Origin of the sequence: Pleurocapsa minor HA4230-MV1, assembly GCA_019359095.1 — a bacterium.
Taxonomy (GTDB): Bacteria; Cyanobacteriota; Cyanobacteriia; order Cyanobacteriales; family Xenococcaceae; genus Waterburya; species Waterburya minor.
Genome location: JAHHHZ010000020.1, coordinates 63,873 through 90,320, shown reverse-complemented (window position 1 = coordinate 90,320; position 26,448 = coordinate 63,873). Strand labels below are relative to the sequence as shown.

General features: G+C 39.8%; 22 protein-coding genes. 13 read left to right on the top strand and 9 right to left on the bottom strand.

The window, feature by feature from the left end; all coding sequences use genetic code 11:
• The first annotated feature begins 158 nt into the window (after positions 1–158).
• Positions 159–2,993: a cation-translocating P-type ATPase gene (locus KME09_11105; protein ID MBW4534472.1), complete on the top strand. Its 2,835-nt coding sequence runs from the start codon at positions 159–161 to the stop codon at positions 2,991–2,993.
• A 356-nt stretch (positions 2,994–3,349) separates the two neighbouring features.
• Here the strand turns inward: KME09_11105 and KME09_11100 are convergent, their stop codons facing one another.
• Complete coding sequence (locus tag KME09_11100) at positions 3,350–4,915, bottom strand: AAA family ATPase (GenBank protein ID MBW4534471.1); 1,566 nt, start codon at positions 4,913–4,915, stop codon at positions 3,350–3,352.
• A 766-nt stretch (positions 4,916–5,681) separates the two neighbouring features.
• Between KME09_11100 and KME09_11095 the strand changes: the two genes are divergently transcribed.
• The 3 genes from KME09_11095 (at position 5,682) to KME09_11085 (ending at position 8,982) form a co-directional block, all read left to right on the top strand.
• On the top strand, positions 5,682–6,083 hold the full coding sequence (locus KME09_11095) for a hypothetical protein (protein MBW4534470.1): 402 nt from the start codon (positions 5,682–5,684) through the stop codon (positions 6,081–6,083).
• Positions 6,084–6,449: 366 nt separating this feature from the next.
• Positions 6,450–6,644 (top strand): heavy-metal-associated domain-containing protein, encoded by a 195-nt coding sequence (locus tag KME09_11090; protein MBW4534469.1) that lies wholly within the window; start codon positions 6,450–6,452, stop codon positions 6,642–6,644.
• Between the two features lie 64 nt (positions 6,645–6,708).
• Entirely contained in the window at positions 6,709–8,982 is a 2,274-nt protein-coding gene (locus KME09_11085) for a heavy metal translocating P-type ATPase (GenBank protein ID MBW4534468.1), read from the top strand.
• Positions 8,983–9,051: 69 nt separating this feature from the next.
• Here the strand turns inward: KME09_11085 and KME09_11080 are convergent, their stop codons facing one another.
• Positions 9,052–9,360, bottom strand: coding sequence for a hypothetical protein (locus KME09_11080; protein ID MBW4534467.1), 309 nt, complete (start codon positions 9,358–9,360; stop codon positions 9,052–9,054).
• A gap of 160 nt (positions 9,361–9,520) precedes the next feature.
• Entirely contained in the window at positions 9,521–10,096 is a 576-nt protein-coding gene (locus tag KME09_11075; GenBank protein MBW4534466.1) for a TetR/AcrR family transcriptional regulator, read from the bottom strand.
• 50 nt (positions 10,097–10,146) lie between these two features.
• Between KME09_11075 and KME09_11070 the strand changes: the two genes are divergently transcribed.
• Complete coding sequence (locus tag KME09_11070) at positions 10,147–10,650, top strand: hypothetical protein (GenBank protein MBW4534465.1); 504 nt, start codon at positions 10,147–10,149, stop codon at positions 10,648–10,650.
• A 7-nt stretch (positions 10,651–10,657) separates the two neighbouring features.
• Here the strand turns inward: KME09_11070 and KME09_11065 are convergent, their stop codons facing one another.
• Both KME09_11065 and KME09_11060 read right to left on the bottom strand, forming a co-directional pair.
• Positions 10,658–12,202 carry a bifunctional pantoate--beta-alanine ligase/(d)CMP kinase gene (locus KME09_11065; GenBank protein MBW4534464.1) on the bottom strand — a complete coding sequence of 515 codons (1,545 nt, stop codon included), beginning with the start codon at positions 12,200–12,202 and terminating at the stop codon, positions 10,658–10,660.
• A 260-nt stretch (positions 12,203–12,462) separates the two neighbouring features.
• Positions 12,463–13,047, bottom strand: a complete 585-nt coding sequence (locus tag KME09_11060) for a septal ring lytic transglycosylase RlpA family protein (GenBank protein MBW4534463.1) — start codon at positions 13,045–13,047, stop codon at positions 12,463–12,465.
• A 416-nt stretch (positions 13,048–13,463) separates the two neighbouring features.
• Between KME09_11060 and purM the strand changes: the two genes are divergently transcribed.
• Positions 13,464–14,486, top strand: a complete 1,023-nt coding sequence (gene purM, locus KME09_11055) for a phosphoribosylformylglycinamidine cyclo-ligase (GenBank protein ID MBW4534462.1) — start codon at positions 13,464–13,466, stop codon at positions 14,484–14,486.
• 86 nt (positions 14,487–14,572) lie between these two features.
• Here the strand turns inward: purM and KME09_11050 are convergent, their stop codons facing one another.
• On the bottom strand, positions 14,573–15,412 hold the full coding sequence (locus KME09_11050; protein MBW4534461.1) for a M56 family metallopeptidase: 840 nt from the start codon (positions 15,410–15,412) through the stop codon (positions 14,573–14,575).
• Entirely contained in the window at positions 15,412–15,834 is a 423-nt protein-coding gene (locus KME09_11045; GenBank protein ID MBW4534460.1) for a BlaI/MecI/CopY family transcriptional regulator, read from the bottom strand. The genes KME09_11050 and KME09_11045 overlap by 1 nt, the downstream gene beginning before the upstream one ends.
• Positions 15,835–16,117: 283 nt before the next feature.
• Between KME09_11045 and rpsB the strand changes: the two genes are divergently transcribed.
• The 6 genes from rpsB (at position 16,118) to recG (ending at position 23,375) form a co-directional block, all read left to right on the top strand.
• Positions 16,118–16,921, top strand: coding sequence for a 30S ribosomal protein S2 (gene rpsB / locus KME09_11040; protein ID MBW4534459.1), 804 nt, complete (start codon positions 16,118–16,120; stop codon positions 16,919–16,921).
• Positions 16,922–17,211: 290 nt separating this feature from the next.
• On the top strand, positions 17,212–17,871 hold the full coding sequence (gene tsf / locus KME09_11035; GenBank protein ID MBW4534458.1) for a translation elongation factor Ts: 660 nt from the start codon (positions 17,212–17,214) through the stop codon (positions 17,869–17,871).
• A gap of 264 nt (positions 17,872–18,135) precedes the next feature.
• Complete coding sequence (locus tag KME09_11030; GenBank protein MBW4534457.1) at positions 18,136–19,155, top strand: hypothetical protein; 1,020 nt, start codon at positions 18,136–18,138, stop codon at positions 19,153–19,155.
• Between the two features lie 30 nt (positions 19,156–19,185).
• The gene (locus KME09_11025) at positions 19,186–19,932 is read left to right on the top strand and encodes an SDR family oxidoreductase (GenBank protein ID MBW4534456.1); all 747 of its coding nucleotides are present in this window, start codon (positions 19,186–19,188) and stop codon (positions 19,930–19,932) included.
• Positions 19,933–19,950: 18 nt separating this feature from the next.
• A complete protein-coding gene (locus KME09_11020) occupies positions 19,951–20,754 on the top strand; it encodes a methyltransferase domain-containing protein (protein MBW4534455.1) in 804 nt (267 codons plus the stop codon).
• Positions 20,755–20,870: 116 nt separating this feature from the next.
• The gene (gene recG, locus KME09_11015; protein ID MBW4534454.1) at positions 20,871–23,375 is read left to right on the top strand and encodes an ATP-dependent DNA helicase RecG; all 2,505 of its coding nucleotides are present in this window, start codon (positions 20,871–20,873) and stop codon (positions 23,373–23,375) included.
• A gap of 10 nt (positions 23,376–23,385) precedes the next feature.
• Here recG and KME09_11010 read toward each other — a convergent pair whose 3' ends face one another.
• Both KME09_11010 and KME09_11005 read right to left on the bottom strand, forming a co-directional pair.
• Positions 23,386–24,147 carry an HIRAN domain-containing protein gene (locus KME09_11010; protein MBW4534453.1) on the bottom strand — a complete coding sequence of 254 codons (762 nt, stop codon included), beginning with the start codon at positions 24,145–24,147 and terminating at the stop codon, positions 23,386–23,388.
• The gene (locus KME09_11005) at positions 24,147–25,058 is read right to left on the bottom strand and encodes a HipA-like protein (protein MBW4534452.1); all 912 of its coding nucleotides are present in this window, start codon (positions 25,056–25,058) and stop codon (positions 24,147–24,149) included. Before KME09_11005 ends, KME09_11010 begins: the two co-directional genes overlap by 1 nt.
• Before the next feature lie 128 nt (positions 25,059–25,186).
• Between KME09_11005 and KME09_11000 the strand changes: the two genes are divergently transcribed.
• Positions 25,187–25,924 (top strand): succinate dehydrogenase/fumarate reductase iron-sulfur subunit, encoded by a 738-nt coding sequence (locus KME09_11000; protein ID MBW4534451.1) that lies wholly within the window; start codon positions 25,187–25,189, stop codon positions 25,922–25,924.
• Positions 25,925–26,448: the final 524 nt, after the last annotated feature.

Sequence of the window (26,448 nt, the reverse complement as noted above, 5' to 3'; positions counted from 1 at the left end):
ATGCTGGGGCTGGGATAAAAATTATTAATCGCGATCGCGTAACTTAACACTACCTTCTTTACATCAAAAAACATTTGACTAGAATGTTAAGATGAGTCTTCGTAATAAGTCTTACCTAAATACTTTGCTTTCTCAAGCGATTAAAACTGCCCTAAGCGATGAATTCTAAAACTACTTCAAGTGTCTTGAGTACATCTACAAGTACAAAAGATTGGCATACTCTTAGCTCTCAACAAGCAATTGAATTACTCGAAAGCGACCCGATTGCTGGTTTGAACAGTAACGAAGTTATTCAAAGACAAACATATTTTGGTGAGAACGAACTCAAACAGACAGATGGACGAGGAAAGTTAACTATTTTGTACGAGCAGTTTACCAATATTATGTTGGTAATGCTGATTGCGATCGCCATAATTTCGGCAGTCCTCGATCTGCGCAAGGGTGCTTTTCCCAAAGATTCCATCGCAATTTTCACGATTGTCATTTTAAATGGCATCTTAGGCTATGTTCAAGAAAGTAGAGCCGAACAAGCTTTAGCTGCTCTCAAACGTCTCTCTTCTTCTTCGGTGAAGGTGACCCGCGACGGTATAACTCAAGAAGTCGATGCTAAAGAGTTGGTTCCAGGAGATATCGTATTTTTAGAAGCAGGAGTACAAATAGCTGCGGATGGTCATTTGCTTGAGACGCAAAACTTACAGATTAACGAGTCTACCCTCACAGGCGAGGCTACGGCTGTTAATAAAAATGCCGATCCTATTTTCCCAGAAGATGCTCCTTTAGGGGATCAATTAAACCTGATCTTCAAAGGTACACAAGTGTTTCAAGGTCGAGGTAAAGCGATCGTTACCAAAACGGGGATGGACACCGAAATTGGTAAAATTGCCACGATGTTGCAAGGGGTAGAAGCGGAAGAAACTCCTCTGCAAAAACGCATGACCCAACTAGGAAATGTCCTGGTTAGTGGTTCTTTAGCTTTAGTCTTCTTGATCACTGTTGGCGGTTTACTAACATCAGGATGGCGGATTTTTGAAGAGATCTTGGAAACTTCTTTAAGTATGGCTGTAGCAGTTGTTCCAGAAGGATTGCCTGCTGTAGTAACCGTAACTCTCGCTATTGGTACCCAAAAAATGATTCGTCGTCAGGCATTAATTCGTAAATTACCTGCGGTGGAAACTCTGGGTTCAGTGACGACGATTTGTTCTGATAAAACAGGTACTCTGACCCAAAATAAGATGATTGTGCAGGAGGTACAAACAAACTCTTTTAACTTTGGAGTTACGGGAATAGGCTATCAACCATCAGGAGAATTTCAAGCGCCAGATCATCACCAGGTAGAAAAAGAGCCAGAAGTCGAAAAGTTGTTGCAAGCTTGCGTACTGTGTAACGATGCTTTGCTGCAATATTCACAAGACCAGACGAAAAAAACTGTAGAGTGGACAATTCTGGGAGATCCAACCGAAGGCGCACTGTTAGTTTTAGCGGGTAAAGCAGGAATTTTCAAAGCAGAATTAGAGAAGCAAATGCCTCGTTTAAACGAGTTTGCTTTTTCTGCCGAACGCAAACGCATGTCGGTTGTGGTGGCAAATCCAGAACCTGGCGAATTTCCCTATGTCATGTTTACCAAAGGCTCGCCTGAGTTGATTTTAGACAGATGCAATCGCATCGCTTGGACGAAGCCTAATCAGGAGCAAATTAAAGATAATTCTGAACCAATTACCAAGCCAAAAAAACAGCAGATTATCGAATCTAATGCTCATTTAGCTAGCACAGGCTTAAGAGTTTTAGGTTTTGCCTATAAATTCTTGAGTGAAATTCCCGCAGCAAATACAGAAGAAGAAAATGAGCAGGGACTTACTTGGTTAGGTTTGGTCGGAATGTTAGATGCACCGCGAGAGGAAGTAAAACAAGCTGTGCAAAACTGTCGTCAATCAGGTATTAGACCGATTATGATTACAGGCGATCATCCTTTAACTGCTATGGCGATCGCTAGTAAGCTAGATATTGCTAATGTAGGTGAGCCAGTGGTTTCAGGGCAAGAAATCGCCAGGATGTCCGCTGAAGAATTAGAGGAATCTGTTAAACAAGTTAATGTATATGCTCGCGTTGCTCCCGAACATAAACTGCGGATTGTTCAAGCACTGCAAAAACAGAATGAATTTGTGGCAATGACAGGGGATGGAGTCAACGATGCTCCAGCTTTGAAACAGTCCAATATTGGGATTGCAATGGGTATCACGGGTACTGACGTGAGTAAAGAAGCCAGCGACATGGTTTTGCTAGATGATAACTTTGCCACCATCGTGGCAGCGATTAAGGAAGGCAGAGTAGTCTATGACAATATTCGTCGCTTTATTAAATATATTTTAGGTAGTAATATCGGCGAGGTATTAACGATCGCCGCAGCACCTCTACTGGGTTTAACTGTTCCCCTCTCTCCCCTGCAAATCCTCTGGATGAACCTAGTCACCGATGGTTTACCTGCTTTGGCTTTGGCTTTAGAACCAGCCGAATCCAATGTCATGAATCGTCCAGCCTACGATCACCAGGAGAGTATTTTTGCTCGTGGTTTGGGAGCATATATGGTACGAATCGGGATTATCTTCGCCCTCGTAACTATCGCTTTAATGGCATGGTCTTTCAATTACGATCGAGCTACTGGAGCAGATCCCGATCACTGGAAAACAATGGTGTTTACTACCCTTTGTTTAGCACAAATGGGTCATGCCTTAGCTGTTCGCTCAGATAGTCGGCTGATCGTAGAATTAAACTTTTTTTCCAATCCCTATTTATTAGGTGCGATCGCCTTAACTACTATTTTACAAATGTTACTAATTTACGTTGCTCCTTTACGCAACTTCTTTGGGACTACCGTTCTTAGTTTGACAGATATATTAATTTGTTTGGGCTTTAGTATGTTGGTGTTTGTTTGGGTGGAAATGGAAAAGCTATACTACCGTCATTTTTCGGCTCGTCGTAGTCGTCCTAGTCGCTAATTTTCAGTTTGTAGTTTGTTATCACTTTGAATTGACCGACTTATCAATAAGCAGGCTTTAATCTAATATTAGAGCCTGCTTAACTAATTTCAAGATGTTTAAATGTTTTATAGCAATACTAGACAATGTTAGGACGTTTTTTAACTAAAATATATTACCTACTACCCAGGGCTATTTCGTTCTAAGTGAACCAAGAAATAAATTTCTTGGCTTAACATTAAAGTCCGTTTAAACGGACTTAATGTACTTAAACAGAGAATTTATTCTCTGGATAGATGAGAATGAAATAGCCCTGCCTACTACCTACTACCTACTACCTACTACCTACTACCTTCGAGCCGATTACTATTAATGTCCTAATCTAACTTTGTACGGCTATAAATGTTGCTCAATTTTTCTGACCAGTTTGCTTGAGACGTATCGATGGTGATGACATAATCTCGTTCTTGGCTGCTGAAATCTTCGGCTTTTGCCTGCTGAGTGGCGATTAAATCGGCTGTAGCATCAGATATATCATTTTGGCGCAGACTAAGGCGATCGCGTAATACTGATTCTGGAGCAGTACAATAAATTATCTTCAGTAGTATATTTTGTTTGGCTTGGGTGATTACAGCTTGGCGCAGACTAAGGCGATCGTATTTGGCATCGAGAATTACTGTGTATCCTTCTTTGACTAAAATTAAGCCTAGTTCTAAAAGGCGATCGTAGGTTTTTTGGGTCATAGCTGCTGTATATAAGCGATCGCTTGCCGATCGATCTACTCGATCTACAGGTATTCCTGCTAGATGTTTACGTACAGCATCAGAACGAATCTGAATTGCGCCTTTATTCCGCGCAATAGTTCTGGCGACAGTACTCTTACCCGAACCTGATAAACCAGACATCAGGAGCAAACTACCTGATTTAGTTTGAGTATACTGATAGGCTAATTGATAGTACTCCCTAGCAGTTTTTTTGGCTTGTTGTTTTTTGTCCTCACTAACTTGAGGATCGTCCAGCAGAAATGAATTTACCTTCGCCCTGACATAGGCTTGTCTACTTAGATATAAAGGTAAGACTAGTAAGCCTGTCCAGTCACCAGTATATTCTAAATAGCTATTCAGAAAAATATTAGCTAAATCTGGCTTTTTTCTCGCTTCTAAATCCATAACGATGAATGCTACATCGTACATCGTATCAACGAAGCGAAAGGATTCGTTAAATTCAAGGCGATCGAATAATTGAATTTGCTTGTGCCAGAGACAGATATTATTAAGATGCAAATCTCCATGACATTCTTTAATTTTTCCTTGCTTAACTCTCTCCTTCAGTAAAGATTCTCGCTCTGTAAAAAAATAGTCAGTATAAACTTTAGTAGCTTCTAACTGCTCCCTAGTTTGAACTTTTCCCACATATTTTTGAGATTGTTGATAGTTTTCATCAAAAGCTACTCGAATGTTGGCAGCAGTTCCAAACTTACTAATATATTCATTAGTATCAGCATTCTGATGAAATTTTGCGACAACTTTTCCTAATTCAATTAAGCGACCGCTGCTAAGTCGATCTGTTTCTAAAAGATTACTAAATAAATTTTCTTGCGGAAAGGCGTACATTTTAAGAGCATATTCAACAATATTAGCTGAATTAGCCAAAATAAATTTAGAATCATGCTGGCTAATGGGAAGAACTTCTAAATAAAGTTCTGGAGCAATTTTTCTATTTAGTCTTAATTCTTCATCTAGAAAAAACTTTCTTTTAGTTAAACTGGAATAATCAAGAAAACCATAATTTACATTTTTTTTAACTTTATAAACATAGTTTCCAGTTAAAAAAACATAAGAAGCATGAGTCTGAACTAATTTAAGATCTTCAACTACAGCATGAGGATAAAAATCTGGCTGCTGCATTTGAATAATTAGTCTAGAAGTATTACTATTAGCCATAATCAGAGAAGTATCACTATCGTATTTGCTGTATCTATCAGGTTTTGATGCGATCGCGATCGTCAATTAATAAAATATGCTTGATGCTCATATCATTAGAGGTCAGGTTCCCTGCCGTCCTAAAGGACGACGCGAAGCTAGTCCTAAAGGATAAGCTCCGCAAATGCTTTAGCATACACCTTCGGATATAAAACGACAGGGCTTGCCTGACCGTTGGTCAACAAACTTAAGGATCATATCTGCTAAATATGATTATGCTGTGATCATTGATTATTTTCCCACCTCAAATTACCAATAGCCGTTCGGCTTCTGACTTTCTGGTTATGGTTAGCGCGATCGCCTTTTGATACATAACTTAAACTCACGATTAACCTCGGACTTTAAAATTACTCGTTCTTCACAAGTTCCTCAAATTGTTATTTTATATTCTATTAATCAATACGGTCAGATAACTTTAATTCAATAACTCAAATGGTGATCTCAAAGTGTTAGGGCAATTAATTTTTTGTGAGCAGTGTGGCAGGGGGATATTGTTTGTTGTAGTGACTGTATCAAGATGCGTTCTGAAGTAAAAGTTTCTCAAGACGCAATTTATTTTGCCTAAAAATACAGGATCGAGGATTTAGTATCTTGCCTATAATTCTTTGGCGATCGAGATTGCTCAAATATCAACTAGTTAGATTTTGCTTTTGATCGGGGCTACATAGCAACTTAGGTTCGCTAGCTTGTAAGACCCGTTTAGTTAGAAGTATCTCAATTAAACACAATGAAAATAAACAAAGAATATACCTACTCCTTTTCTAACGCCAGTTTTACCCTGAGAGTTATCAAACATTTACGCAACCAATATCAACCATACTTAGATTCTGTGGCAGTTATCAACCAAATTGACCGCTGGATAGTTAAAGTATGTTTGAAAAATTTTATCCCTGCAGGATTAGCTGAGAATCTTCAGGCTTTTTTAAACGAAATGGGACTTTCTGCTCAACCATCATCGAAAGTAATTCAAGCCTTAGATAGATTAGAAGCTGGAGAATCTCCTACTACGGTTATGAACCGCTATCAAGTGGTTGTAGTAGTTCACGGCAAACCAGAGGCTAAAGAAATTGAAATCTTCCGCGATCAGATTGTCAACAGATTAGGGTATTGTCCGCAAAACATGGCGTAAATTTGCAGTGCTGCCATGACGTAAACAATTGAAAATCAGTTTAAATAAATAATCACAATTGTTGAAATCCATCTTTTAAGAGTGATTTAAAATATTTAACTTGTTGGGTTAAAACAATCAAAATCCGTAGGGTGGGCAATGCCCACCCTACTTTGTAATTATTTTCGTCGTTGAGAAGCTAATTATAAATATTAATAAAATTTTGCCTTAAAGCGATCGCTTTTAAGTTACGGCAATACTAGACATAGACAATGTTCGGACGTTTTTTAACTAAAATCTAAAATCTACTACCTACTAGGGGCTTGACTCTATAGTCGACTAGAGAGTTTAAACTCAATTTATAACCAAATAAATCAGGTAATCATTATGACAATAGAACTGAACGTTCCTGATATGGCTTGCGGTGCTTGCGCTGAAACCATCACTAAAGCAGTTCAATCAATCGATCCGACTGCCGAAGTACAAGCCGATCCTCAAACTAAACAGGTAATGGTAGAAAGTACTGTTTCAGAATCATCCGTGCGAAAAGCGATCGCTGCTGCTGGCTATACTCCTGCTTAAGTAGTCATGCAAAAATATAAAACTCTCTGTCAGGGTGGATGCTCATTCGCCCCAGCTATTAATCATGAGTACGACGACAAATACAGAAAAAATAAATCTCAAACTCAGAGGGATGAGTTGTGCTTCCTGTGCCAGCAGTATTGAACAGGCGATTAGCCGCGTACCTGGGGTAGAGTCGTGTAACGTCAACTTTGGTGCAGAACAAGCTAGCATCCAATATAATCCTCGCCAAACTAGTATTGAAGATATCCAAGCTGCCATCCAAGAGGCAGGATATTCTGCTTATTCTCTGCAAAAACAAGCAATGGTTACGGGAGAGGATGATCCAGAAAAAGCTGCCCGTAGATTAGAATCACGGGATTTAAAGCTCAAAATAATTGTCGGTGGCATAATTAGCCTGCTGCTGATCGTTGGTTCGTTACCAATGATGATGGGTTTAAACTTACCTTTCATTCCCACATGGTTGCATAACCCATGGCTACAGCTAATCTTAACTACCCCTGTACAATTTTGGTGTGGTTATCGGTTTTATATCGGTGCGTGGAAAGCTTTTAAGCGTCATGCTGCGACTATGAATACTTTGATTGCGTTAGGTACAAGTGCAGCCTATTTTTATTCTCTATTTGCTACCGTTTTTCCTAACTTCTTTCTTAGCCAAGGCTTGATGCCAGAGGTTTACTACGAAACCGCAGCGGTTGTTATTACTTTAATTCTTTTAGGGCAATGGTTTGAAAATCGCGCTAAAGGACAAACCTCAGCAGCAATTCGGCAACTGATGGGTTTACAGGCTCAAGATGCCAGAGTTATTCGTAATGGGCGAGAAATTGATCTACCGATTAATGAAGTACAGATTGACGACACCATCTTAGTACGCCCTGGGGAAAAGATTCCTGTTGATGGAGAAATTATTAGTGGTAATTCCACAATCGACGAAGCAATGATCACGGGGGAAAGTATTCCTGTTAAAAAAGAGCCAGGGGATCGGGTGATTGGCGCAACCATTAATAAGACAGGCAGTTTTAAATTTAAAGCTACTAGAGTCGGCACAGATACAGTCTTGGCGCAGATCGTGCAGTTGGTACAGGATGCTCAAGGCTCAAAAGCACCTATACAAAGACTTGCCGATCGCGTTACAGCTTGGTTTGTACCTGTGGTGATTGCGATCGCCATTGCTACTTTCATCCTCTGGTTTACCATCATGGGTAATGTCTCTGTGGCATTAATTACAACGGTAGGAGTATTAATTATCGCCTGCCCCTGTGCATTGGGTTTGGCAACACCTACATCTGTAATGGTAGGTACGGGGAAAGGTGCGGAAAACGGCATTTTAATTAAAAGTGCAGCCAGCTTAGAATTGGCTCATAAACTGCAAACAATAGTTCTTGATAAAACAGGGACAATTACTCAAGGTAAACCTACGGTTACTAATTACCAAACAGTTAGAAGATTCAGCCATGACGCAGAACTAAAGTTATTACGTTTGGTGGCAGCAGTCGAACGCAATTCTGAACATCCCCTTGCCGATGCAGTTGTTAGATATGCCCAGTTACAGGGTGTCGATTTATCAGAGGCGAAAGATTTTAACGCGATCGCAGGTAGCGGAGTTCAAGGTATAGTTTGCGATCATTTAGTCCAAATCGGTACTCAACGCTGGATGTCGGAGTTGGGCATCAAAACCGCTAGTTTACAACAGCAAAAAGACACCTGGGAAGCAGCAGCCAAAACTGTAGTTTTAATTGCCGTGGATGGTGAACTTGAAGGAATCATCGGTATTGCCGATGCCGTTAAACCTTCATCTGTCGCAGCAGTTAAAGCATTGCGTAAGCTCAATCTAGAAGTAGTGATGCTGACAGGAGATAACCAAAAAACTGCCGAAGCGATCGCCCGTCAGGTAGGTATAGTTAGAGTAGAAGCGCAAGTGCGCCCCGAGCAAAAAGCAGCCAAGATCGGGGAACTACAACAGGAAGGAAAAATTGTGGCAATGGTGGGAGACGGCATTAATGATGCCCCTGCCCTAGCTCAAGCCGATGTGGGTATTGCTATTGGTACAGGAACGGATATAGCGATCGCAGCTAGCGATATTACCCTTATTTCAGGAGAGTTACAAGGCATTGTCACCGCAATTGAACTAAGTAAAGCAACTATTAATAATATCCGTCAGAATCTTTTCTTTGCCTTTATCTACAATATTCTCGGTATCCCCATTGCAGCAGGGATTTTATTTCCTTTCTTTGGCTGGCTACTCAATCCGATTATTGCTGGTGGGGCAATGGCATTCAGTTCGGTTTCGGTAGTCACTAATGCTTTGAGATTGCGTAATTTTAAGAAAAGCTCTTAGCTATTGTAAATCCTTCTAAAAATAGTGCGATCGCTGTATAGTTAAGACTATTTCTTAAAACAATAGTTTTTATTCTTGATTTTCTTCGCCATAAATACGATCCAAAATACGGCGATTTTCAACTTGCAAACCTCTAATTTCACTCTGCATTTCTCGCATTACACCCATTGAGTCAATAAATATTTCTGTAGCTCGATCCATTTGTTGGGTAAGGCGATCTATTTTGAGATCTTGGCTAGCGATCGCTTCTGTATTAGCTTGAATTGCTTCTGCATTAGCTTCAATCTTAGCTGTGTTGCTATGACTCAGTTTGATTGCTGATTCTAGCAGTTTTTCGATTTGAGTCAGCCTTTGAGAAGGGGTAAGTTCTTGAGGCATATTTTAGAGGGTTTTTCTGATTAGAACCTATTATTATAAAGCGATCGCACTTTAAATATTACTGATGACTTTTAGAATTAGATGATATTCAAGCAGTTTTACTTTTTGCTGCAAGATTGAGTCAACTTAAAAGTATTCATAAGATATGTTTACCTGCTTTTTAAAACAACAGGTGTAATGCTTTGCGAACATATTGTGTCCAAGATTCGGTTTCAGGCGGAAAAATCAGGGCATAAAGCATAATTCCACTCATAGAGTCAAATATCAGACCAGAATCAACATCAACCTGGATTTCATTTCTCATTTTTGCTCGTTCAATCACACTAGCAAATGCTTCTCGTCGTGGCTGTAGATATTTTGTCCAATAAATTTGAGCGAATTGAGAATTGCTAGCAGCACTACTGATAATCATGGCTACTGTTTGCCTGCCTAAAGCGCTAAGAGTAATTTGTGCAGCATTTTCAATCAACTCATCAAGGTCATGATCGAGATTTCCCGTATCAGGAATCACCACATCTTGTCTAATGCTTTCAATTGCGTCAGCTACTAACTCCTCTTTGCTGTTATAACGCCGATAAATAGTAGTTTTCCCGACTCCTGCACGAGCCGAAATTGCCTCAATACTCATGTTTTCAAAACCAACTTCTCCTAGCAATTCTAAAGCAGCCTTTAATATGGCTTGATGAGACTTGGTACTACGAGGTCTACCTGGCGTTTTCTGATTAGTCTTATTCATAGGTGTTATTATAAAATTACGAAACAGTATCGTATCGTAACAATGGAATTATGATTAAACGTTCCCTGCCTAAGTACCTCAATAAACATAGCACCCAGACTTTACAGCAAGGATTAGAAGAGTATTACGCGATCAATTCTAATATTACCGATCCTAGAAAACTGCCTCCAGAATTTGCTCAAATTTTGTTGGCACATGATATTACTCATATTGTTTTGGGTTGCGACACCAATATGTATGACGAAATTAAGTTATTACCATTGAGCTTTTGGACGAGTGATTTTAAATTCAGCGATTATCTAAACACTCGCAAAGACCCCAAAATTAGACCAGCAATCGACATTATGTATGATGACCTAATTAAACAGCATGGATTATGGCTGTATAGTTCAATTTTGTTCGTATTACCGCGATTACTACCAGAAGTTATCGTTATCTGGTTTAAGACTCGTGGTACAAGAAAATATTACCCTTTTCTCGATTATGAATTTTTGCTCAATCGCTCTCTTTTAGAAATACGTCAAGAATTTAGTTTATTACCGTTAATCAGATGATTATTAACTAAATTTGTCGATATAAATCCATAATTGTTTTAATTACCTCATCAATGCTGAGATTATCGCTGATTAGCTCGATCGCATCATCGGCTTTTTTCAAAGGTGCGATCGCCCGATTGCTATCTTGTTCATCTCTGCGTTGAATATCTTGCTCTAACTGTTTAAGATCAATATCATTGATACCTTGAGCTTGTAAATCTGGTAAACGTCTTCTAGCTCTTTCTGCGGGTGTTGCGGTCAAAAATATTTTTAATTCGGCATCAGGAAAGACATTCGTACCAATATCTCGTCCTTCGGCAATTAAGCCTCCTTTTTCTCCCCATTGCTGCTGCATTTGCACTAACTTTTCTCTCACCGCAGCTTGAGCAGCGATCGCCGATACATTTGCCGTAACTTCTAAAGTACGAATAGCCGTAGTTACTTCTTGTCCGTTGATATGAACGATGGTGGGTAAATCCATGCTACTGGGAGAAGTTAATTTTAAGTCTAGATCTTGGAGTAAATTAGCGATCGCCTGATGGTCATCAAGGGCAATTCCCGACTCCATGACTAACCAAGTGACCGCACGATACATTGCTCCTGTATCCAGATACAGTAATCCTAACTGATGGGCTAAAGAACGAGTAACGGTAGATTTTCCAGCGCCTGCGGGGCCATCAATAGCAATAATAGGCTGACGTTTTTGCAACACGATATTATCAATTAAACGAGTAGAACCAAGATAAACAGCGATCGCCAGTAATCCAGTCTGCTTAATCTGTTCAATTGATTGCAGACTGAGAGGATCGACTAGCTCAACGTATTGAATTTTAACTTCTTCTGTGGCTGCTAATTCTTGTCTGACTAAATTAGTTAAAGCTGTGGCGTTAATTTCTCCTTGAGTAAAGGCTAGTTTTGCCTGGTGTAAACTGTGATAGATTTTAGCAGCCTGTTCTTTCTCTAACTCAGTTAAATATTGATTGCGTGAGCTTAATGCCAGTCCCGATGGTTTGCGAATAATTGGACAGGGAACAATTACCACAGGGATATTTAAGTCTTGGGCTAGACGCTGGATAATTGCTAGCTGTTGTGCGTCTTTTTGCCCAAAATAAGCCCGATCTGGCTGGATCAGATTAAATAACTGAGTAACAATCGTGGCAACTCCCGTAAAGTGATCGGGACGATATTTACCACATAGCACCTGAGTCATGCTTTGAGGTGGAACTACTGTAGTCGTATTATTTAAAGCACTAGTATCTCCCCTACTATTCATCTCTTCAGGGGAGGGAGCAAAAACTAGATCTACTCCCATTGATTCACAGAGTTTTAAGTCTAATTCCCACTGTCGGGGATAGCTAGCCAAATCTTCTGTAGGTGCAAACTGCAAGGGATTTACAAAGATGCTCACTACTACTAAACTATTTTCGGCGATCGCCTTTTTAATTAGACTTAAGTGTCCCTGGTGCAATGCTCCCATTGTCGGCACTAAACCGATTGTGCCTTGATTTGCCTGGCGATAAGCCTTTAAATGGGAGCGCAGTTCAGAAATCGTCCGTAACAAAAGCACCATGATTATTCAGTAAGCAGTGAGCAATTACCTATTATCAGCTATTTGGCAATTTTCGACTCTATCAAGATCAAATTAGATAGTTTAAAACTATCTTTCTCTCAGGGCTATTTCATTCTCATATATCCAGAGAATAAATTCTCTGTCTAAGTAGATTAAGTCCGTTTAAACGGACTTTGATTTTAAGCCAAGAAATTTATTTCTTGGTTCACTACAGTTAGAACGAAATAGCCCTGTCTTTCTCTTCTGACTTCTGATTTTTATTATTGTCCTAAAATAGTAAGTCTTACTGGTGCGACTCCCGAACTCATCATGTTTAAAGCACGAGCAGCAGCAGCAGATAAATCGATGATGCGATCGCGAATAAAAGGCCCGCGATCGTTAATTCTGACTACTACTGAGCGACCATTTTGTAAATTTGTAACTTTAACTTTTGTCCCAAATTTTAAATCAGGATGAGCAGCGGTCATCTCTTGCTGATCGAATGTTTCACCATTAGCAGTTAAACGACCATCAAACCCAGGGCCATACCAAGATGCATTCCCGTTAACAGAATTAGCGATTAAAAGTTGGTCTTCTGATAAGATTATTTGCCTATTTTTAGATATTTTAGAGTGATCTTGTTCTCTAGCTTTTTTTGTATTCTGATGATTGGAACTTTTAGGAAAAAATAGATTTTGGCTGATTGCTTGTTTTTTAACAGTATTCAAAGTAGATATTTTTATTGGCAATCTTTTTTTTCTGTTATTCACTTGTGCCGTGACAATCGAGCTGTTTAATAATACATTAGCGACAGACAAGAATGCTGTAATTGCAACTAGCTTGCCATATTTTGATTTGTTAAACATTACCTGTAGAAATTGAAAGTTATATATAGTGGTATTTTTCTTGAAGCAAATTTATATGGTTTTTTAATATTTGCATTCAGATTAAGATTGACTAATTTAAGCTAAAAAACCACAACCACTTAAAGTAGTTGCAAAATTTTGGCTGATTCAAATTAGAAATCATGGTTATTCTAAATATAAAAAAGGTAAAAATCGGAAAAAGAACTAGAAAGCTATATTGGTATATTTATTAATCAATTAAGTCTCGATTTACTGCTAAATTCTTGTTAGTATGGTTAATTGGCAAGTCAAGGCGATTGGGCAAAGCTCACGGTTCGCGATCGCTAATTAAATTATCATTTGCTCAAGCAACAACATTTCTGGTCTAATATTTCTAGACGGCAAGAGTAGTTATTTTTGGTTGGGCAATTAGATTTATGGACTATAAAGACGCTGGTGTTGATGTCGAAGCAGGACGCTCTTTCGTTAGTCAAATTCGTCAAGATGTTGAAAGCACCAATCGACCAGAGGTTTTGGGTGGCTTAGGTGGTTTTGGTGGTTATTTTCAGATGCCATCAGGCTATCAACAACCCGTCTTGGTTTCAGGGACAGATGGAGTGGGGACTAAGCTGAAAATTGCCCAAGAAACTAATCGCCACGATACTGTAGGTATTGACCTGGTGGCAATGTGCGTCAATGATATTTTGACCTCTGGCGCAGAGCCTTTATTTTTTTTGGATTATTTAGCCACAGGCAAACTCAACTCACAACAGCTAGCGGAAGTAGTCAAAGGAATTGCCCAAGGGTGTCGTCTTAGCGGTTGCGCTCTTTTGGGGGGAGAAACGGCAGAAATGCCTGGGTTTTATCAGTTAGGGGAATATGACCTAGCAGGCTTTTGTGTCGGCGTAGTGGAGAAAAGCAAGCTACTGGATGGCTCACGGGTGCAAATTGGCGATGTGGCGATTGGTATAGCCAGTGCAGGGCTTCATAGTAATGGTTTTAGCCTAGTACGGAAGATTATTGAAACAGGAGGCTATTCTTATTCAGATACTCCTGAAATGTTTAACGGTAATAGTCTGGGTGCAGAGTTAATTACGCCCACGCAAATTTATGTCCAACCGATCTTAGAATTGCTCAAGACGGAGATTGAAGTTCACAGCATGGCGCATATTACTGGTGGTGGTTTACCAGAAAATTTACCTCGTTGTCTAAATCAAGGACAGTCGATTGAAGTAAAGCAGGATAGCTGGATAATTCCGCCTATTTTTAATTGGTTAGCCCAAGCAGGTCAGATTGAATCAGAAGCGATGTTTAATACTTTTAATATGGGCATTGGCTTTGTGGTTATAGTTCCGCCAGCTCAAACTCAGTCTGTTTTAGACTGGTTGAAAGTAAAAAACATTACCGCCTTCCAAATTGGTCAAGTCGTATCGGGAGACGGAACATTATCTTTCAACTAGGGTTTTTCAGTTAGAGCGATCGCGATCACTCAAAATTACTCGTCGGGGCAAATAGTCATTCGCCCTTAAATAATCATGAAATGTAATTAATAATGCAGCGGAATAGTCAATAAAGGCATAATTAGCAAACATAACCAACTCCAATTCTGCCAACGATTATCAGGAACAGATTCAGTTTGGTTTAACAGAGAGTCAATTCTTTCTTGAAGGCGATCGCCAATTTGAGCATCATTTAAGCCAGCACACCAGACAGGAGCTTCTAGAGGAGCTTTCGCTACTGCTAATAAAGATTCCGCTAGCAACAGAAAATCGACTGATTCGGCTGCTTTTCGGTCTGCTCTTAGCTCTCTGAGCAATAGCAATTCATGCCATAAAATTTCTGTATTAGGTAGCCAAAAGCTAAAAGAGCGAATCCAACCTAACCAGAAAAACCAAAAAGTATCGCGATATTCTACATGAGCCTGTTCATGAGCAATTACTGCTGCTAGGTGTTCGCGATCCAAAGTTGTCAATAAACCCCTGCTAATCACTAATTCTGATTTCCAGAAACCAATCTGAGCGCTGTAGGGTAAATCAAACTCTAAAATTCTCGCTGTGGTATTTTCTACGACTTGTTGGGGATACTTCCGAACTTGGCAAATCGAGCGATCGCCTTGAACAGCTAGTTTAAGCAAAGAACCAGTGGCAAATAGGATTAAACCACCTGAAATAAAACAGCCCACAGAACCAGCTTCCACTCCCAACATCGCCCCATGACAACCCATGTACAGCACGGTAATTGCCGTAGTTAGCAGCAGTAAGCCAGGAAAACAAAACAGAAATAAGGTTCTATACCAACGTTGTGACCATTCTCCCAGGGAAGGAGTTGATTGATAACGGATGATTACCGCCAGAATGACGACGGTTAAAATTGTTAGCAAATGCATTAGCTTTGCTCCTCTCTTTGACGACGAATATTATTAAGGCGAGATGCGATCGCTTCTATTTGTTGCAAACTAGCAGTATCCAGGCTATCGGCAAAAGCTGCCACCACATCTGGATTGCTAACCGCTAAAAAACCATTAAGCTGCTCAAAAGAGCGTAATACCTGGGCTTGTTCCCGTGAGATCAAAGGCTGCCAAGAAAAAGCTTTTCCTTTCTTGCTGCACTTAAGCCAGCCTTTACTGGTTAATCGCTGTATCACTGTAGTTACTGAAGTATAGGCAAGTTCGCGTTCAGGATCTTGTAGAATTCGCTCATGGACGTTTTTAACTGTCGCTACTTTTAAATCCCAGATTATCTCCAGTATTTCCGCTTCTAAAGGGCCTAGAGACAACTTTTTGGGTCGATATTGAGGTAATGATGCCATTAACTATACTGTGATGTAACAATCTGCTTAAATTCTACCAAAAAGCTGTAAGCTACAAGCGCAGCGCTTAGCGCAGATCGTCGTAAGACGACTGGGACGTGGTAGCGTCCGCAGCTATAAGTTTTTTTGAAGCCTGTAGGTCTATCAAGAGCTTATAGTGCTAGACTAGTATACGCAAAATAAACAATTCACACATTCAGGTTTTCGGGTGTTTTTAGCTTGATTAAATCTTGATTAAAAATGTCCCTGAATGGAGGATTAACCCGAAGGAGTAAAAAATAATATGCCAGTAGTTTCTCTCGCAGAACTTTTAGAATCGGGGGTTCACTTCGGTCATCAGACCCGTCGTTGGAATCCTCGGATGTCTCAGTACATCTATACTGCCCGCAACGGTGTACATATCATTGACTTGGTGCAAACAGCGCAGTTAATGGAAGAAGCTTACGACTATATGCGCTCATCTTCAGAGCGAGGTAAGCGGGTTTTATTTGTGGGTACAAAACGCCAAGCAGCAGGTATTATTGCTCAAGAAGCGTCTCGTTGTGGTGCTTACTACGTCAACCAAAGATGGTTGGGTGGAATGTTAACCAACTGGGAAACCATTAAAACTAGAGTAGAAAGACTCAAAGAAATCGAAAATCTGGAAGAAACTGGTGCTTTAGACAGAAGACCGAAGAAAGAAGCGTCTGTATTGCGTCGTGAAATGGGCAAGTTACAAAAATATTTAGGTGGCATCAAAATGATGCGAAAAGTGCCTGATATTGTAGTAATTATTGACCAAAAGCGCGAACATAATGCGATCGCTGAATGTCAAAAACTAGGTATTCCCGTGGTTTCCCTCTTAGATACCAACTGCGATCCTCTAGTAGCAGATGTGGCAATTCCTGCTAATGATGATGCTATTCGCTCAATTAAGCTAATTGTTGGCAAATTAGCAGACGCTATATACGAAGGTCGTCATGGTCAGCCAGATAATCAGGATGATTATGATGAGCTAGAAGAAGGAGTCGATCTAGATGACTATCCTGGCGCAGAAGATGAAGTAGAAGAATTTGAAGAGGAAGTAGACGCTGATAGCGAAGAATAGACTTTACTTCACTAACTAAATTGCTAGGGAGTCGAGACTAGTTTCGACATTTACAGGGCTTACACATTAATCTATGCTTTTAATTGTGTAAGTCCTGAATCATCTAAAGTTAGATTTGTAGGCTGAAGTTACCTGTTTTATTTTTAGCAGCGAATAAAAACTAGCTGCTAGTTAATTTACGTACTCCAAGAAGGAGAGAAATAGATCTTAGCTAATCAATGATTCGAGCTTCTGCCAACATAATTTAAAATTATTTTGTCGTCACTAAAACTAAATTAAAACAGAAAAATATGGCAACTATATCGGCAAAAGTAGTCAAAGAACTTCGCGAAAAAACTGGCGCGGGGATGATGGATTGTAAAAAAGCCTTGACCGAGAATGAAGGCGACATGACTAAAGCGATCGAATGGTTGCGTCAGAAAGGAACTATTTCTGCTGATAAAAAACAAGGTCGTGTTGCTGCCGAAGGATTGGTAGAAAGCTACATTCATACTGGCGGAAGAATCGGCGTATTGGTAGAAGTGAACTGCGAAACAGATTTTGTCGCACGTCGCGAAGAATTCCAAGAACTAGTCAAAAATATTGCCATGCAAATTGCTGCTTGTCCTAACGTAGAATTTGTCAGGGTTGATGATATTCCTGAAGATACTGTCGCGAAGGAAAAAGAGATTGAAATGGGTCGAGATGACCTAGACGGTAAACCAGATAATATTAAAGAAAAAATTGTTACTGGTAGAATCGACAAGCGTTTAAACGAAATTGCTTTGTTACCTCAACCCTATATTCGTGACCAAAGCATTACTGTCGAAGAATTAGTCAAACAGAGTATATCTCAGTTGGGAGAAAATATTCAGGTGCGTCGTTTCGTCCGCTTTGTCATGGGAGAAGGGATTGAAAAAGTAGAATCTAACTTTGCTGAGGAAGTGGCTGCTCAAACAGGACAGAAATAGAGCAAAATAAATTCTTGGCAACAAATTACCATCTTACAAGTCGTAGACTATATTAAATTAAGATACCCATCTGGTTTAATAATTGTTCTACGACTTTTGCTTTTTTCAAAAGATAGAATTAAGATAACGAAGTGTATGCTAAAGCATTTGCGAAGTTTATCCTTTAGGACTAGCTGCGCGTCGTCCTTTAGGATAAACTAGCTAAGCATTACAAGGTTGCTTTCATTCTTAATCATCTGTCCGTGAATATATTTAAAACATAGGATGACAAAATCGATTCAGCAAGTAAAGCAAAACCTCGAAAATTTAACATCACAAGTAGCCGAAATCGCGACTGAACTTGAGGAGCTACATGGCAGCTATCTAGACCTTTTAAGTCATTCCCTCAAGCAGCAGCTAATTTTAGCTTGCTATCAAATTTGTACTCAACTTTATCCCCAATCATTTATTGATTTGTCTTTGAGTGCCAAGCAAGATTTACAGCAAAAACTAAGGCAGCTTAGTCTCGATCTCAAGCCAAAACTGACTGAAATTATCGCTCAAAAAGAACTAGAGTCAAAACCCTCGGAACTGAATTTGATGGCGGAGTTAATTAAAAAATTACCTAAGCCAAAACGGCGAGAAGGAGAAGCGGAAAATACTTTAGCTGAGAACGACTTGGAATTAATTAGAGCCGAAATAGCCAATCTTGAAAATATCGAAAACCTAGAAGATATTGAATTGATTGCGATCGATCCTAATTCTATCGATGTTAACTTAGATGATGAGCTAGAGCTAGAAAATTTGACCCAAGGAGTATTCAAGAAACAGATAGACTTTGAGAACCCTGAACATCTAATCTTATGGCATCAGCAGATTGAACGGGAAATTAAAAAAACTCTAGATGAAACTTCTAAGAAAGTTAATCAGCTTCTTCAAGAGTCGAAAATTATTCCCGATCGCCTGCCAAATAAAGTGATTGATGTGGCAATGCAGGCAGATGTGGCAAAAGGCATGAGAAATAATTCCCAGCCGCCTCAAATTCCTCATGTGATGAATTTGACAATTGAAAGTGACAAAAGTAAAAAATCTAAGTCAGGTAAAAAATCGCTGCAAATCAGCCTGTTACGTTTACGTTTAGCAGAAGTAGAATTTACCGACCATCTTTTAAATGCCAAACGGGGTCAAATCCGTAACCTGATGAGCAAAGTGAAAAAACTTGGTAGTCAATATCAAGCAATTCAACAAGAACTGGCGATAATTGAGGCACAGGCTGCTTGGCGATCGAGTTGGTATGAAGATTGATTTTTTGAAGTCAGAGTAGTTTCCATTGCAATGAACAAAGTCATCATCATTACAGGGGGTAGTCGTGGTATTGGTGCTGCTACAGCCAGTCTTGCTGCCAAAAAAGGTTATGCTGTCTGCCTCACTTATTTGCATAATCAAGAAGCGGCTAATAAAATTGTCAATTCTATTGAACAACTCGGTGGTAGAGCGATCGCCATTGCGGCAGATGTGGCCTCTGAGAATGATGTAATCAATCTATTTAACCAGACGGACGAGCAATTAGGTAGAGTAACAGCTTTGGTTAACAACGCAGGAATTCTAGAGCCACAAATGAAACTGGAATTTATGACTGCCAAGCGCTTAAAACGAGTTTTTGAGACGAATATCATCGGCAGCTTTTTATGTGCCAGAGAGGGTATCAAGCGAATGTCTACCTTGCATGGAGGTGCTGGAGGCGCAATTGTAAATATCTCATCAGGAGCTGCTCGGACTGGCTCTCCCAACAACTACATAGATTATGCTGCTTCTAAAGGAGCGATCGATACCATGACCATTGGACTGGCGAAGGAAGTTGCTCAGGAGGGAATTCGGGTAAATGCTGTTCGTCCAGGTCTAATTTACACTGATATTCATGCCAGTGGCGGAGAACCAGATCGCGTTGAGCGACTCAAGGAATTGATTCCTATGAAGCGAGGAGGACAGGTGATCGAAGTAGCCCAAGCAGTTTTGTGGTTATTGTCGGATCAAGCAGCCTACACGACTGGTTCGTTTATTGATGTTGCTGGAGGTTTGTAAAAAAAGTGATTTGTCAAAATGACTAAATATAAGCAACAAGTAATTGATTTTTTTAATAGTAGAACCACTTATGATTATGAAGGAAAAGGTCATCCTGAAAACGCTAAAAGATTATTAGACTTTGTTCAAGTACAACCAGGTCAAACAATCCTCGATCTGGCTACTGGTACTGGTTTAGTAGCAATCCCTGTGGCAAAAGTAGTCGCACCAAAAGGGTCAGTAATTGGTGTTGATATGTCAACAAAAATGTTAGCTCAAGCAAAAGCTAAAATTAAAGCTGAAGATCTAAAAAATCTAGAATTAATTGAAGCAGATGTAGAGTTAATTGATTTTAATAATGAGAAATTCGATCTTATTTTCTGTTGCTCGGCACTAGTATTTATTAGCGATATTCCCGCGCTGCTTAATAAGTGCTATCGATGGCTAAAACCTGGAGGGTGTTTGGCTTTTACTTCCTCCGATAAAGGTTCTCATTTATCAGAAGTAAGAATTATAGTCTGTAAGGATTTGTTCGGAATCGATTTGCCTCATATTATCAGACATCTGTGGACTCCAGAAAAATGTACTAAACTTTTACAAAATTCTGGTTTTCAAAATATTGAAATTGAACAACATCTTTTTCGTAGAGAAAGAATAAACGATAATTATGGCTTTACACAGATAGAAAAAGAATTTTATCCTAGAGGCAATCCTTTACTAAATTTGTCAGAAGCGGAAAGGAAATTGTTACAAGCTGAATATAAAAAAGCTGTTGAACGGCTAATTGCAGATCGAGGAGTCTGGCAAGAATCGATTAACCTGTATGTGAAAGCATTTAAGTAAAAGCGATCGCCAACAGCATAACAAAAAGATAGCGTCTGCCAGGATTCGACAATTTTGTCTGTGCAAGCCTACCAATAGTATTTAAAATATCAATTACTAATAGCTAAAGATTGGGCATGAGTGAGCTAGATTGGGTGAGGTTGCAAAAGGCATTATCTGTAGAGGCGGAAAGAGGATATGCAGATTTGGTGGGCAATCAATTTCGCTTTAGTGAGTTTCTCTGCTTGAGTTTGGGTAAGCCACCGAGACATATTGCTACGGGGGATAAGCTTCAGTGGCATGATATTGCTCAGAAGTTTGCTAGTTATAGTGAATTAAGTTCGACTCAAAGAAAGCAGTTGGTGATTAGTACCCGTAATTTTCTGCAACAGCAAAAAGCGATCGCCGAAACTCCTAATACTCCACCCCCGCCGAAAACTCCCCGCACCGCAGCTTTAAGTAGCCCTAAAGCAAAGACTTATTTTAAGGCGGCGCGTTTTGGGTGTGAAGATTCATACCCAAAAGCCGCCGCACAGGAAATTAGTTTAGATCAGCCTTTAAGTCAGGTAATTGATATTGGGCGTAGGAGTAACTATCTAGAGCGTTTGGGATTATATACTGTGCGGGATCTCCTGTTTTACTATCCCCGCGATCATCTAGACTATGCCCGACAGGTGCAGATTACGCATCTGGAAGCTGGAGAGACGGTAACGGTAATTGGCACAGTGAGAAGCTGTAAGTGTTTTAGCAGTCCCAGAAATAAGCAACTGACGATCTTCGAGTTAATCTTGAGTGATGCTACGGGTAGATTAAAGCTGAATCGCTTTTTAACGGGGGCGAGATTTAGTAATCGGGGTTCTCAAGAAAGATATAAAAATCAGTATCCTGTCGGTTCGATTGTGGCAGCATCAGGATTAGTTAAACAGAACAAATACGGCATTACCTTAGATAAGCCCGAAATTGAAGTTTTAGACGGCGCAGGGGCGAGTATTGAATCAATTAAAATTGGTCGGCTGCTGCCTGTCTATCCCTTAACCGAAGGAGTTCCCGCCGATACTGTGAGAAAATCGGTGATTGCTGCATTACCTGCTGCTGCTCAATTACCCGATCCTTTGCCGAGTGAATTGCGAAATCTCTATGGCTTAATTAAATTAAAAAATGCGATCGCCTGGCTCCATTATCCTGAAAATAGCGAAGAACTTGCCCATGCTCGACGGAGACTAGTATTTGATGAATTTTTCTATCTCCAGCTTGGCTTTCTCCAGCGTCGTCAGCAACTCAAGCAAAATCAATCGGGTGCCAGCTTTGTTCCTCAAGGGGAATTAATTGAGCAGTTTAATCGCATCTTACCTTTTGTTCTTACTAATGCTCAACAGCGAGTTGTTCAAGAAATATTCGAGGATTTAGCCAATTCTGATACGCCGATGAATCGTTTAGTGCAGGGAGATGTCGGTTCAGGCAAAACTATTGTGGCAGTATATGCGATCTTGGCGGCAATTCAATCAGGTTATCAGGCTGCATTAATGGCACCAACAGAAGTCCTGGCGGAACAGCATTATCGTAAATTAGTAGCTTGGTTTAATCTTTTACATCTGCCAGTAGAGTTGCTTACAGGTTCGACTAAAACCGCTAAACGTCGCGAGATTCATTCCCAACTGCAAAATGGCGAATTGCCTTTATTGGTGGGTACTCACGCCTTAATCCAAGATCCTGTTAAATTTAATCAGCTTGGCTTGGCGGTAATTGATGAACAACATCGTTTCGGAGTGCAGCAAAGAGCGCGTCTTTTAAATAAGGGCAAATCTCCCCATGTTTTGACTATGACGGCGACACCGATTCCCCGAACTTTGGCTTTAACCCTCCACGGAGATCTGGACGTTAGTCAGATTGATGAATTACCTCCTGGTAGACAGAAGATTGATACCATGATGAAACAGGGCAAGGATCGCAAAAAAATCTACGATCTCATTCGTCGTGAAATTGCTCAGGGTAGACAGGCTTATATTATTTTCCCTCTGGTAGAAGAATCAGAAAAGTTAGACCTTAAAGCAGCCACGGAAGAACACCAACGTTTATCAGAAGTTATCTTTCCTGAGTTTAGTATTGCGCTGTTACATGGTCGTATGAGTTCAGCCGATAAAGATATTGCCTTGACTTCTTTTCGCGATAACAAATGTCAGATTATTGTTTCCACGACAGTCATTGAGGTGGGAGTAGATGTCCCCAATGCCACGGTAATGGTCATTGAACATGCTGAACGTTTTGGTCTATCACAACTGCATCAGTTACGGGGACGAGTTGGCAGGGGAAATAGTAAATCCTATTGTTTCTTAATGAGCAGCACCAAGAATATTGAAGCCAGACAGCGTTTAGCGGTACTAGAAGAGTCTCAAGACGGTTTCTTTATTTCCGAGGCAGATATGCGCTTTCGAGGCCCTGGTGCGGTGTTAGGTACTCGCCAATCGGGACTACCTGATTTTGCCCTAGCAAGCCTGGTTGAAGATCAGGAGGTACTTAATTTAGCCAGAGAAGCCGCCGAGAAAATTATTGCTGCGGATCAGCTATTAGTCAATTCTCCGTCTCTCAAACAGGAATTAGAAATTCGTTATCGTCGCCTAATGGGGGGTGACATTCTGAATTAGCGATCGTTTTTTACTCTGAGACTAGGGATAATGATGGACTTACAATTGGCTGATATTCTTCACCAGCAAGAAAATTAAAATCATCTTCAACTTTTATTTGCATCTTACATAAAACTCTAAATTGCATCGGATTAGGTGCTAGATTTACTTTTTCAACTTCCACCAAAATAGATCTAGGATTGTGCTTCAAAAGCTGAGAAATGTCTGCTGTCAAATACCTTGGACAATATCCCAAGTTATGAAATTTTTTGGTACGTAATAACAAAGCATTAGAATCAAATGTGTTTTGAATATCTTGCATTAAATATAAAACTTCTTTCAGCTGTAACTGGTTCACTCGCTCGATAGACGCTTCAGGCATATACCGTAATCCACGTACAAAAAAATGAATTTCATATGTTCCGTCTTCTTTTCTTTCTGGATCAGGAAAAACTTCAAATGTGTCAGTAGCTTTTCTTCCCTCACTACGAGCCAAAATTGTTATAGGATGAGTTTCACCTTGGGGAAAATTCAATGATTCAATATAATTCACAAAGTCTGGACGAGAAGTCCGCATCAGACGGTTGGAAAATAGAGGAAAAATTTCTGGTGAAGTGTAAATGCGGTCTAGCTCTGGGTAAGAATGCAATAATCTGAAATTAGATTCAGCTTGAGCTTGTTCTACTCCATGAGTATAGACAAAATAGTAGTTTTCTCCATCAAAAGTTAACTGTCCGATAGGAAACCAACGACGAGTTTCTGGATTTTGCCATGCTAGAAAAAGTTTTCTCATTAAAGTTCTTGCTGAAAATCAATTAATTTGTTTTTGTTAATTTCTAATATCTTTTGAGCAAAGTCGATTGCAGTTGGGGAGATATATAAATCTGGAAGAAGGTCAAATAATACTAACGTATCTTGTGCTGTAATTTGTTTAAGGTTATTTAGCCAAATATTTGCGGCTTTTGGATAAAGTTTCGCTGCATCACAAAAGACATCGAAAGTTTTTAATGGTTGACGATTACCAGATTGAGCATATAAACAAGACTTACATTTATTCGCATAGGCTGATACAGAAAAGCCCCGATCTTTAGTTTCCAGTCTTCTTCGACGTTTTTCGTCAGCTTCATTTCTTCCTAGACTAGAAGCATGATCGTAAGTAGGTGCCAAATAACTTTTGCCATTAAGATTAATAAATCCCCAGTTCTCATGATGTCTATCGCTGTTCCCAATCCAAGAATCCAACAGCAAATATCCTACGAAAGTATCTATTGCAGTTTTTATGGATAATGGTGCTTGCCAATTTAAGGGCAAATCAACCGCTGATTCATTCATAACTTGGAAAACATTTACAAGAGTATGCTGTGACAAATCATTAATATTTTGTGGATAATCCAAAAAGATTTGCGCTAGGATTTCATTTCCTGTAGTCAAACTACCGTTTAGTGGCAAAAAAGACGGGGATATTACTCCATGTTGTTTCTTGTATAAGGCTAGTTCGTATTGAGCATGAGGCAACTTAAGCAACCTACACAATTCGGCTGCAATTTTTTCTGACCAGCTTTCACCTGTAAGAGGTCTAGCTTTTTTATAAAGACACCAACCTAATTCTTCATGATGAAACCAGAACTTTTCCTTTGTCCCCATTGCTTCGGACTCTTCAGGTGCTTCGAGGGAAATCTCGTACAATAGAAATTTCTGATTCATTGATTCTCTCTTGCAGAAACCTTTCTGAAAAATGATAATGCTTTCATAAGCTGCATTAGAAAACTAAATGCTTTTTTTGTCAAATTTAATTTACTCGATCAAGATCCATAACTGATTTAATTAATCTTATGCAAATTAACCTTAAAATTTGGCGACAAGCAAACCCAGAGAGCGCAGGTAAATTAGAAGAATATACCGTAGCTGATGCTCACCCCAGTATGTCGTTTATCGAACTGCTGGATGTTTTAAACGAACAGCTAATTAAAGATCATCAAGAACCTATTGCTTTTGATACTGATTGTGGTGAAGGTATCTGTGGCTCTTGTGGCATGATGATTAACGGGGTAGCTCATGGATCACAAAAACAAACAGCAGTATGTCAGCTACACTTAAGAAGCTTTCAAGACGGAGATACATTGACCGTTGAACCCTGGCGGGCTAAGGCTTTTCCCGTTATCAAAGATCTAGTAGTAGATCGTTCGGCATTCGATCGCATTGTTGCTGCGGGGGGTTATATCTCGGTTAATACTGGTGCTGCACCCGATGCTAATTCCTTACCTGTGCCGAAAGAAAATAGCGATCGCGCTTTTGACTATGCAGCCTGTATCGGTTGTGGTGCTTGTGTTGCAGCCTGTCCCAATGCTTCTGCATCTCTATTCACCGCAGCTAAAGTAGCTCACCTTGCTTTGCTCCCTCAAGGAGATCCCGAACGGAAACAGCGAGTATTAAACATGACTGCCCAAATGGCAACAGAAGGTTTTGGCGACTGTTCTAATCATGGTGAATGCACAGCAGTATGTCCTAAAGGTGTTCCTTTAGATGCAATTTCCTCTATGCGTCGGGAATATATCAAGGCAATGTTTTAGTTCATAGTTAGCCCTCTTTTGTCACTTTTCTAGATTAAAGAGTAGTAGAAACAGAATTTAGCCATCAGGCGAATAGAAAGAAAATTAATTCATGACACCAATGAGTCGATGAAAACCAAGTAGTAAAGAACCCTAAAGGGTATATCCGCATGTATATCGTTTAGGATCGCGTCGTACGTGATAGACAAGGGCATATAGCTTTAAACCTCACTCTTCAAAGACGGGAGAATTTTAGTGATGCAAGTAAGTAGTTTTACTTATTAATAAAAAGGCGTTTTTTTGAGGTTTTTCGCACTTGATAAAATCCAACAATCTGAGGTATGAAAAAGTGAAGTGCTTCCTAAAGACAGAGCGATCGTTTATGCTAAAGCCCTAAAGGACTAACTTCGTGTCGCATTTGCCCTAAAGGATTCACTAAAGGATAAGCTTCGCAAATACTTTAGGGCTTTTGTCTAATGTACAAAAATGACCAAAATAAATAAAAATAAATAAACTGTGAAATCGTTGCTAGAACAGCTTATTAC